This is a genomic window from Chthoniobacterales bacterium (genome assembly GCA_018883245.1).
Lineage (GTDB): Bacteria > Verrucomicrobiota > Verrucomicrobiia > Chthoniobacterales > JACTMZ01 > JACTMZ01.
This window is the reverse complement of record VEQL01000061.1, coordinates 1-10,138: the sequence shown is the minus strand read 5'-3', so window position 1 is coordinate 10,138 and position 10,138 is coordinate 1. Positions and strand designations below refer to the sequence as shown.

At 59.0% G+C, this 10,138-nt stretch carries 11 protein-coding genes and 1 tRNA gene; 5 read left to right on the top strand and 7 right to left on the bottom strand.

Annotated features, from left to right (window positions below):
• Window positions 1-68 precede the first annotated feature (68 nt).
• Window positions 69-590 (top strand): SEL1-like repeat protein, encoded by a 522-nt coding sequence (locus tag FGM15_13010; GenBank protein MBU3666777.1) that lies wholly within the window; start codon window positions 69-71, stop codon window positions 588-590.
• Between the two features lie 655 nt (window positions 591-1,245).
• Here the strand turns inward: FGM15_13010 and FGM15_13005 are convergent.
• From FGM15_13005 to FGM15_12980, 6 genes are all read right to left on the bottom strand, one after another.
• Window positions 1,246-2,196 (bottom strand): HipA domain-containing protein, encoded by a 951-nt coding sequence (locus FGM15_13005; GenBank protein ID MBU3666776.1) that lies wholly within the window; start codon window positions 2,194-2,196, stop codon window positions 1,246-1,248.
• Window positions 2,189-2,524: a phosphatidylinositol kinase gene (locus FGM15_13000; protein MBU3666775.1), complete on the bottom strand. Its 336-nt coding sequence runs from the start codon at window positions 2,522-2,524 to the stop codon at window positions 2,189-2,191. Before FGM15_13000 ends, FGM15_13005 begins: the two co-directional genes overlap by 8 nt.
• Complete coding sequence (locus tag FGM15_12995; GenBank protein MBU3666774.1) at window positions 2,511-2,735, bottom strand: helix-turn-helix transcriptional regulator; 225 nt, start codon at window positions 2,733-2,735, stop codon at window positions 2,511-2,513. The genes FGM15_13000 and FGM15_12995 overlap by 14 nt, the downstream gene beginning before the upstream one ends.
• A 381-nt stretch (window positions 2,736-3,116) precedes the next feature.
• Window positions 3,117-3,189, bottom strand: a tRNA-Glu gene (locus tag FGM15_12990).
• 269 nt (window positions 3,190-3,458) lie between these two features.
• The gene (locus FGM15_12985) at window positions 3,459-4,577 is read right to left on the bottom strand and encodes a calcium:proton antiporter (GenBank protein MBU3666773.1); all 1,119 of its coding nucleotides are present in this window, start codon (window positions 4,575-4,577) and stop codon (window positions 3,459-3,461) included.
• Between the two features lie 59 nt (window positions 4,578-4,636).
• Entirely contained in the window at window positions 4,637-5,482 is an 846-nt protein-coding gene (locus FGM15_12980; protein MBU3666772.1) for a hypothetical protein, read from the bottom strand.
• On the opposite strand from FGM15_12980, the gene FGM15_12975 reads away from it, so the two are divergent.
• Genes FGM15_12975 through FGM15_12960 form a run of 4 tightly spaced genes read left to right on the top strand, consistent with a single transcriptional unit; the run spans window position 5,416 to window position 9,306 of the window.
• Window positions 5,416-6,186: a succinate dehydrogenase cytochrome b subunit gene (locus FGM15_12975; GenBank protein MBU3666771.1), complete on the top strand. Its 771-nt coding sequence runs from the start codon at window positions 5,416-5,418 to the stop codon at window positions 6,184-6,186. The genes FGM15_12980 and FGM15_12975 overlap by 67 nt on opposite strands.
• Window positions 6,183-8,108: a fumarate reductase/succinate dehydrogenase flavoprotein subunit gene (locus tag FGM15_12970; protein MBU3666770.1), complete on the top strand. Its 1,926-nt coding sequence runs from the start codon at window positions 6,183-6,185 to the stop codon at window positions 8,106-8,108. The genes FGM15_12975 and FGM15_12970 overlap by 4 nt, the downstream gene beginning before the upstream one ends.
• Before the next feature lie 28 nt (window positions 8,109-8,136).
• Entirely contained in the window at window positions 8,137-8,511 is a 375-nt protein-coding gene (locus FGM15_12965; protein ID MBU3666769.1) for a four helix bundle protein, read from the top strand.
• A 36-nt stretch (window positions 8,512-8,547) separates the two neighbouring features.
• Window positions 8,548-9,306, top strand: a complete 759-nt coding sequence (locus tag FGM15_12960) for a succinate dehydrogenase/fumarate reductase iron-sulfur subunit (protein MBU3666768.1) — start codon at window positions 8,548-8,550, stop codon at window positions 9,304-9,306.
• Here FGM15_12960 and FGM15_12955 read toward each other — a convergent pair.
• Entirely contained in the window at window positions 9,303-10,034 is a 732-nt protein-coding gene (locus FGM15_12955; GenBank protein ID MBU3666767.1) for an amino acid ABC transporter ATP-binding protein, read from the bottom strand. The genes FGM15_12960 and FGM15_12955 overlap by 4 nt on opposite strands.
• Between the last annotated feature and the right edge of the window lie 104 nt (window positions 10,035-10,138).

Genomic DNA, 10,138 nt, shown 5'->3' with positions numbered 1-10,138 from the left:
TAGAACCTATCCCAAAACCTGGCGTGGTGGCGTTGCGGATAATTTTCGTTTGTGGCAAGGAGCAAGCGATGTGGCTGTATCCTCTGCGATACAGTCCCGAGCGCCGCGACGCAGCCACGGAAGAAAAGCGCCGCAACCCTCTCGGGCAGGGCCATGGCGGGGCGTCTGGCGGCGTTGCTTCGCCAGTCACGATGCGCAGAGGCATCGCTCCCTGCTCGCGCCTTGCCATCCGTCCCGCCATGACCCTGCGCCACCCCGCGAGGTTTTGGGATAGGTTCTTAGTCTTGTTGCTGGCCCTTACGCTTGTCGCCAACGCTGCTGACCTGTCGGAATTAGAGCAGGCCGCTCGCAGTGGTGACTGCGGAGCCATGATCGAATTGGCTTCCAAGTATTACTACGGCGATGGCGTGCCGAAAAATGCTACGAGGGCATACATCTGGGGATCAATCTACATGAACAGCGTCCCTGATTACACGCGGGGCATAGCCAAAATAACCGGTTGGGCACAAGACCAACTCTCTCTCGATCAACTCCGCGATGCCGATGCGGAAATCGAAAAACTGACGGGCGAAATAGACAAGGTAAAATAGCGCGCGAAAAACCGGCGCGTGATCGGCGGCCGTATGACCAAAGCATAGCGCATCTGATGCAGACTGTGAAAGTGATCGAGCCCCCGCACCCCCCCGCCAAAAAATGCTGCACCCGCAAGAAGGCGTAGGCAAATTGATGCTCAGCCGACTTTGTTCGGCTCTAGATCAACCTCCTTCCGAACTCGGTCGATGTCCTTTGGAACTCGATCGACCGAGCTTTTTACCAGATCGACGGAGTTCGGAACTCGGTCGATCAAGCTCGGAACGAGATCGACGAAGCTTTTTGCTCGGTCGATCAAGCTCCGAGCTCGGCGCGAGTCGTTCAGAACTCCGCCCGCCTCCTTCGGAAGGAGATCAATGAAGCTCGGAACGAGATCGATGGAGCTCCGAACTCGGTCGATGAAGCTTTTTACGAGATCGATGGAGCTCGGAACTCGGTCGACCGAGCTTTTTGCTCCGTCGATCTCCTTTGGAACTCGGCCGACCTCGTTCCGAACGATGATTTTCTCTGTCCACGGGCCCCAAGGCAAAAAAGAGGGGCGCCCCTCACGGTCCCGCGGCTTCCACCCGCGGGGGTTGGGTTAGCCCGCATATTTCATCGGTCGATTATTTTGGTGGTTTGCGCTGGGATGATTTGGGGTTGGGTTAGTAGCGCTCAAGAAGCTCCGAGCTGCTGCCAGCGCCGGCTGACAAGATGACGGTAGCGTTCTTTCGTTTCTTCGGAGCAGAATCCGCAATCAATCAGTGCCGTGCACGCATCCAGACTTTTCTCAAATCGTTGAAAGACGTTCGAGATCTGGCGATCTGTCATACGTAAGGTTTGGCCGAGGGCGAGAAAATCACCTCTGCGAAGTTTCTTCTTACGGCCGTTGATTGTGAGGGCGGATTCTTCTTCGTCCTCCGGCAGCAACAGAACCGTCGGGAGCAAATCGTAGGCGGGCGAGAGGCTGATTTCGCCATTCGATGCGCGCAGCAGGGAAAAATTTTTCAGATGCATGTCCGAGTTGCCGGTCAGGAAGCAGAAGAGGTTCACTTCGAAAAAACGGACGGCATCCAGCCCGGAATTGTTGCAGTGCCGGAGAATCACCTTGCCGGCGGATTCCAAGGAGCCGCGATATTTCTCCTCGGTAAGCCGGTCGGTGAGTTGGCACATGTCCTCCATCGCCAGCTTACGCTCTCTGTCCCTGTCCATGCGGCGAACAATCAACGCGGGCGGTCCATTGTGCAGGGATATCAACCCGCAAGATGCCGTTGCTATTCCGCAACATGCCGCCATCCGCATGGTGAGATGCTCCAACTCGGGCATCTCCGGGAATCTCTCCACCGGCGGCTTCAAGATGTATCCATCCTCGAGCCCCACAAGCGTGAAACGTCCACCGTCCCGCGCGTTGCCATGCTCGAGATGCAGCAAGAGCTTGGGCTGAACGCCCGGAACCGCGATGTGACTGCGGACGATTTGCTCGGCCAGCGAGTTCAACTCCTCCCATGTGTAAGAAATTTGCGGTGGCCGTGCTGCGTCGAAAAGTTCCCGGCAGCAGTCGGCATGGTAGTCCTTCTCCCGCGCGCTCAGGTCGCCCAGGCAAATCCGGCATCGCGGCTTATTCATCGCCGGTCTCCGCGTTGATCGGCACCACTCCAGCGGCACCGATGCAATCCCGGCAGCAGGCCAGCAAGAGTCCCATACGGTCACGGGGATCGATCTTCCATGTCGCCTCGGCGATCTGCAGCAGCCATCCCTCCGGAATCAGCCCGTCAAAAAATGGAAACAACCGCTTGTCCTCAAAGGGCTCGCGCCGCAGTGGCAGGGACAGGCTCACGGGCTCGGCTTTCGGATTCTCCAAATAATCCGCGCGGTAGTTGAATCGATATCCCCGCTCGAGTTCCTCGAGGATGCCCACGGCACGGCCATGAAGCAGAACTTCAGCTTTTCTCATCGTCGAACTCCGGTCGGAAAGGCAAGGGCCCCATTCGATGGCCGAACAGCGCCAGAACTTGGTTGACCTTGTCGAGGCGAAGGGTCTGCTTGCCTTGTTCGAGGTCGCGGATAAAGCGCAGGCCGACACCGGCCCGATCGGCCAGATCGTGCTGGGTCATGTCGGCAGCTTTCCGCTTGGTTTTCAGAAAATGAATCAGTGGGTCTTTCATTGAATACCCTTAAGGGTATAAAACTTTACAAATCAATGTTTCTATACCTGATCGGGTTCAGCAAGCCCATTTTTAAAAAAAACAATACCCGAAAGGGTGTAGAAGATGACGATCACAAGTGCACAACCGCATTACATCCTAACAGCCCACATCCAAAAAGAAGTCCTATGCACCAAGTGGGCGTGAAACAGCCAGCTAAAGCCCCGGCATGGAGAGATCTTCTCCCGATGTTTTCATCGTTTCTTTGCGGCTACCCAACAACCCACACCAACACCATCAACACCAACATCCTACCCCCATTCAGTCCCCAAACTTTGATGTAGACCCCCAAACTTTGATGTAGACCCGCATTACAATCGCTCTTTCACGGAGTTGAAAGAGCGACCCTAACGGGATTCGAACCCGTGTTACCGCCGTGAAAGGGCGGTGTCCTAGGCCACTGGACGATAGGGTCAATGAGGCGTGAAAGAATGCCGCAACGCAGTGTAAATGCAAGAGGCTTGTTGCTGGCCCGCTCGCGGCTGCGCACCTAAAAACTGAAATCGATGACAATCTTTTTCCCGCGGGAACACGGGGAAAAGCGTGCCGCACTGACGCCGGAGAATGCGGCAAAAATCCGCAAGCCTGGGCTCGACGTTTTCATCAAGGCAGGATTGAAATCCGCGTGATTTTTTTTGCCGGCACGAAGCCGGTGTATTTTCTCGCGACGACACCGGCAAAGGTTCAGGTCCCGGTGTCGAAAATGAGGAAGATATAGACCCCGAAGAGCAGCAGGTGGATGGCGCCGTGAAGCATGTTTGTGCGGCCTTGCCCGAACGTGAGTATGCAGACGGCTTGGACGATGAGGAGAAGGACCACTTCGGCGTTGTCCAAGCCGAGGATCACGGTCTTTCCGGTGATCAGGCCGATGGCCAGGGCCGCGGGAATCGTGAGGCCGATGGTTGCGAGCACCGATCCGAGCAGGAGATTGATCGAGCGTTGCATGCGGTTTTGAAGCGCCGCTTCGATGGCGGCCAGACCCTCGGGGGCAAGGAGAAGGCTGGCGACGATAAAGCCGCTGAATCCTTCCGGGAGCCCGAGGTCGTTGCTGGCGTAATGCAGGACGACCGCGAGCTTTTTCGCGAGCAGCACGACAGGCGCAATGTAGGCGAACAAAAGGGCAGTGTGGGCCGCGTTGGAAAGCGGGGACGGACGCCCAACGTGACCGTCGTTCGCGTCGCCTTCAGGATCGCGGAAGAAATCCCGATGCCGGTTTGTCTGCACCAGGAGGAAGACGCCGTAGATCGCGAGCGAAAGAACGACGAGCCCGGCGGCATGCGTGGCGGAATATCCTCCGCGAATTCCGGATTTCGTGAAAATCGGGAGAACAAGGCCGATCACGGCGAGCGGCAGGATCATGGCAAGGTAGGAGTTGGCTCCCTGAAGATTGAACGACTGCTCGTGGAACTTGAGGCCGCCCGCCACGAGGCAGAAGCCTACCAGCGCCGTGAGGACGATCATGACGACGGAATACATCGTGTCGCGCGCGAGCGTGGGCTGGTCGCTGTGCAGCATGAGTGCGCTGATCATGAGGACTTCGAGGCTGATCACCGCGATGGTGAGGATCATGGTGCCGTAGGGTTCGCCGAACCTTTCGGCCAGAGCATCCGCGTGGCGCACCACGGCGAAGGCGGCGCAGAGAATGGCGGCGGCGATCCACAAAAGGGAGAACAGAGAGGGTGCGAGGGACTGGTGATGGCCCACCCACGCGTCGCCGTAGATGAGCCAGAGAGCAGCCGAAGGCCAGACGACAAAAAGCGGCCATTCGTTTCGCCAAAAACGCCGGTCGTCCTTCTGGCTCATAGGACGGTGGATTTAGCACGCGCGAGCCATGCAAGCGAGCCCGTTCGGCGCAGTGCGCGCTATTCGAATGACGCCTGGATGCCCAATGCGGTGAGAAGTCCCGGCGTGATGTTGCCGGTGACAGGCAAGTTGTTCTGCGCCTGGTATTGCTCGATGGCGCTGGCACAGGAGGCAGCGTTGCCGTCGATCGGGCCGCTGTAGAGCCCGAGCTTCTGCAGGGCGACTTCAACGGCGGTCTCGACGGGGTAGCTGGCGTAAACCGGGTATTGGACGTAGTCGGGTTGGGTGATGATGTTCCAGCCGGCCCAAGCCCCGAACGGTGCGGCGTAGGCGACCCACGGATCGCAATTTACCGCGACGTAGTCGCCGTTCTGCCAAATGTATCCGGCGCGGTAGCCCCCGGGGCCCGAGACGGTGGTGTCATAGTCTTTGCCGTCGGCGGTGCGCACGTTCACGTTCGCCGTGTCGTCGCCCTCCGGGCGGATGTTGACATCGGCCGAACCCGCGGGATCGGCAACGCGAAAGTTGTCGTCGTCTACGCGGTCGATGTTCGCGTTCTCAAGAGCGTTGTTGTCCACGCGCGGTTCTTCGTCGCGGAAGGCGTTTTCGTCCACGGCGTCTTCGCGAAAACCACCTTCGCCCATTCCGCCGCGGAATCCGCCACCGCCACCGCGCGCGTGGGCGGGGACGGGCAGCAAGGCAAGCAGCGCAAGGGTGGCCAGAAGAGGAATGGCTTTCATCAATTTACCGCTTATTCCAGGCGGCACGGGGAAGCAAGCGGTCGGGGTCCTTTTCTTAGGGATTGCAACTATCAGAGAATCTAATAGTCTGCACGGCAATGTCTGTTGCTCCCGTCGCGAGTGGTGTCCGCCAGCCCAACCCTCTTTTGATTTTTGCGAAGTCATCCATCGGGAAAAAATGGATCGTGGGTATGTCGGGCGCCTTGCTGGTGCTTTTTGTTGTGGCGCATCTGGCCGGAAATCTGAGCATTTACATCGGGCCGCACGGCGAGGGGATCAACATTTACGCGCAGGCTCTGCATGCCAGCCAGGCTTTCTTGTGGTCCGCGCGCGGGGGCTTGCTCCTGGTTTTTCTTGTCCACATTTTCACCACTCTTTCGCTCGTGATCGAGAACAGGCGCGCCCGTCCCCAGCGCTACGCGGTCAAGGCCCATGTGCAGAGCACGATCTTTGTGCGGACCATGGCTCTGAGCGGATTGGTGGTCCTGAGCTTCCTGATTTTCCATGTGCTGCAGTTCGCCGCGGGGATGAGCCCGTATTCGCACCTTTATGACGCGGAAGGCCGCCATGATGTCGCGGCCATGATCATCAAGAGCTTCCACAACCCCTGGGTGTCCGGATTTTACTTTCTGAGTATCGTTCTTTTGGGCATGCACCTGAGCCACGGGATATCCAGTCTTTTCCAGACGTTCGGGCTCAACGGGCGCAAATCGGCCGGTTTGATCAAATGCTCGGCGCTGGCCGCGGCATGGCTGCTGATGGCGGGTTTTGCGTCGATCCCCGTCGCCTCGGTGACCGGCTACCTGAAAGTGCTGCCGGACGAATCCCGTGTCGCGCCGGAACTCACCGCGAAGGCCCTCGATTCATGAGCACAATCACCCTCGATCCCAAAATTCCATCCGGTCCGCTGGCCGACAAATGGACGAACTTCAAGGCATCGAGCAAGTTGGTGAGCCCGGCGAACAAGCGGCGCTACGAGTTGATCGTTGTTGGATCGGGTCTGGCCGGCGGCAGTGCTGCTGCGGTCTTCGGCGAGCAGGGCTACAACGTGAAATGCTTCTGCTATCAAGACAGCCCCCGTCGCGCGCACAGCATCGCGGCGCAGGGCGGTATCAACGCGGCGAAGAATTACCAGAACGACGGCGACAGTGTTGGTCGCCTGTTCATGGACACGATCAAAGGGGGCGATTTCCGGTCACGTGAGGCGAACGTCTACCGTTTGGCCGAAGTCAGCAGCCGCATCATCGACCAATGTGTTGCGCAGGGCGTGCCTTTCGCGCGCGAATACGGCGGGATGCTGGCCAACCGCTCGTTCGGCGGGGCGCAGGTCTCGCGGACTTTTTACGCCCGTGGTCAAACAGGACAGCAGTTGCTGCTCGGGGTCTATTCGGAGCTGAGCCACCAGATTTCGGCAGGATCGGTGAAAATGTATCCGCGGCACGAGATGCTTGATCTCGTTTTGGTGGATGGGCATGCCAAAGGTGTGATTGTCCGCGACATGGTGACCGGCGAAATCGAAGCTCACTCCGCGGATGCGGTGATCCTCGCCACCGGCGGCTATGGCAACGCTTTCTATCTCTCGACCAACGCGATGGGATGCAACGTAACCGCCACTTACCGCGCTTACCGCCGGGGAGCGCTTTTCGCCAATCCTTGCTTCACCCAGATCCACCCCACGTGCATCCCGGTGAGCGGCGATTACCAGTCGAAGCTCACGCTGATGAGCGAATCGCTGCGCAACGACGGCCGCGTCTGGGTGCCCAAGCGCAAGGAGGACTGCGGTAAAAAGCCTTCGGACATTCCCGAGGACGACCGCGATTATTTCCTCGAGCGCAAATACCCGAGCTACGGCAACCTCGCGCCTCGCGATATTTCTTCGCGTTCGGCCAAGGAGGTGTGCGACGAGGGGCGCGGGGTGGGGCCCGGCGGTCTCGGTGTTTACATGGATTTTGCCGACGCGATCAAACGCCTCGGAGAAAACACGGTCCGCGAGCGCTACGGCAATCTCTTCGAGATGTATGAAAACATCACGGGGGAAAACGCCTACAAGACGCCGATGCGTATTTACCCCGCGGTGCATTACACGATGGGCGGGCTTTGGGTGGACTACGAGCTGCAGAGCAATATCCCGGGCTTGTTCGTCATCGGCGAAGCCAACTTTTCCGACCACGGGGCCAACCGTCTCGGCGCCAGCGCGCTCATGCAGGGTTTGGCAGACGGCTATTTCGTCCTGCCTTACACGATCGGCAACTACCTCGCGCCGGTCCGCGGCACGCGCCCGGATGTGAACCGTCCCGAATTCAAAAAGGCCGAAGATGATGTTCGCGACCGCATCAAGCGTTTGCTCTCGATCAAGGGCAAGCGGACGGTGGACAGTTTTCACCGCGAGATCGGGAAGCTGCTCTGGGACGAGTGCGGCATGGCGCGGAGCAAGGAGGGCCTCGAGCGTGCGATCAAGAGGTTCGACCAGATCCGGGAGGAATTTTGGAGCGATGTGCGTGTCCTCGGGGACAATGACGAATTGAACCAATCGCTCGAAAAAGCCGGGCGTGTCGCCGACTTCATCGATTTCGGGCAACTCATGTGCGAGGACGCGCTCAACCGCAACGAATCGTGCGGCGGGCATTTCCGCGTCGAATACCAGACGCCGGAAGGCGAAGCTCTGCGGAACGATGATGACTACTTCTACGTGTCGGCTTGGAAATACACCGGCGAGGGCAACAAACCCGAGTTGATCAAAGAGCCGCTGCACTACGAGACGGTCAAGCTCGCTACCAGAAGCTATAAGTAGTGGAGGGTTGAGCGATGAGAGTTGAGAGATGTCAGAGGAACAAAAAAGAGGATTCAACTTTGAGAAGCTCGACGTCTGGCAACGGGCGCAAGATCTCGCGGCATTTATCTACGACATCACCGCAAAATTCCCACCGGATGAGAGGTTCGGGCTCAGCAGCCAAATGCGGCGTGCGGCAATCTCTGTCTCTTCCAACATTGCCGAGGGAAGCTCCCGGTCCTCGCGCCAGGATTTTGCGCGTTTCGTCGAGCTTGCCGTCGGCTCTCTCTACGAGCTTGTTAGCCAAGGGTTTATTGCTCGCAAGCAGGAGTTTATCGCTGAGCAGGACTTTCAGAAGCTCTATGCCGAATCCGACGAACTTATCCGCATGTTCAGCGGTCTGCGTAAGCACTTGCGCTCCTAGTCCTTCAACCTTCAACTTTCATCTCTCAACTTTCTAATGAACTTTCACCTCAAGATCTGGCGGCAGGAGGAAGGCAGCACTCGCGGGGCCTTCGAGGACGTCGAAGCCAAGGACATTCCCGCCGAGGCCTCGTTTTTGGAGATGCTCGACATCGTCAACGAAGGTCTGACGGAGAAAGGCGCGGAGCCTGTGGCGTTCGACCACGATTGTCGTGAAGGCATCTGCGGCATGTGCAGCCTCACGATCAATGGAATCCCGCACGGCAAGGGCCGCGGAACGACGTGCCAGCTCTACATGCGGAAATTCAACGACGGGGACACGATCTACATCGAGCCTTTCCGCGTCGGCGCATTTCCCGTGGTCAAAGATCTCGTGGTCAATCGCTCGGCATTCGATCGCATCATGGCGAGCGGCGGCTTCATAAGCGAACGATGCGGCAACGCGCAGGATGCCAACGACACGCCGATTCCCAAGACGGTGGCCGACTATGCGATGGACGCGGCGGCCTGCATCGGATGCGGCGCCTGCGCGGCGGCCTGTCCCAACGGGTCGGCGATGCTCTTTGTCGCGGGGAAAGTCGGTCATCTCGGTTTGCTGCCCCAGGGCAAGCCGGAATCGAATCGCCGCGTGCGCACCATGGTGGCCCGCATGGACGAGGAAGGTTTCGGCAACTGCTCGAACTACTACGAGTGCGAAGCCGTGTGTCCGGCGGGTGTCCCGGCCGCGTTCATTGCCAAGATGAACCGCGACTACGCGCTGGCCAGCGTTCGCAACGCTGTCGAGGCGACGGCTTAAAACTTCAAGACGCGGTCGAGGAAGCGGCGGGCGACTGCTGTTTGCGGCGCGGCGAAAAATTCTTCGGCCGAGTTCTGTTCGGCGATTTGGCCATTGGCGAGAAAAGCCACACGATCGGCCACGGTGCGGGCGAAATTCATTGCGTGGGTCACGAGGATGAACGTCCGCCCCTCGGACTTGAGGTCGGCGATGACTTCCAACACTTCGGCGGTCATCTCGGGATCCAGCGCGGACGTAGGCTCGTCGAAGAGGAGAAGCTTCGGTCGGATCGCCACGGCGCGGGCAATGGCCACGCGTTGGCGTTGTCCTCCGGATAATTCCGCGGGGCGTTTGCCCGCGTGGTCCTCGAGGTGGAGTCGCTCGAAAAGTTGCAAAGATCGCGTGCGGGCTTTGTCCGGGGTGAGAGCGTGCACGGCAGTGAGAGGGAGCATGACATTGGCCAGGGCATCCAGGTGGGGGAAAAGATTCCACGACTGGAAGACCGTGCCGATGCGGCTGCGGTAATGGCGCAGCGATTTCTCGTCTTCCGGGACGCGTGCGCCATCGACGGAAACCGATCCTGCCTCCGGAGACTCGAGCCCCCCGATGAGGCGAAGAAGAGTCGATTTGCCGCCTCCCGAGGGCCCGAGCAGCGCGAGCACGTGCGGAAAGTCGAGCGTTGCCGTGATGCCGTCGATCACGCTGTGGCCGCCGTAGCGTTTGGTGAGCTGCTGCAACTCGAGTTGCATTGCTAGTTGAGGGTTGAGGGTTGAGGGTTGAGGGTTGGAGCGGGGATCTGAAAACAACGTCGGGACGGGGGCCGGCGCAGCAAGCCTCGGCGGATAGGGTTCGC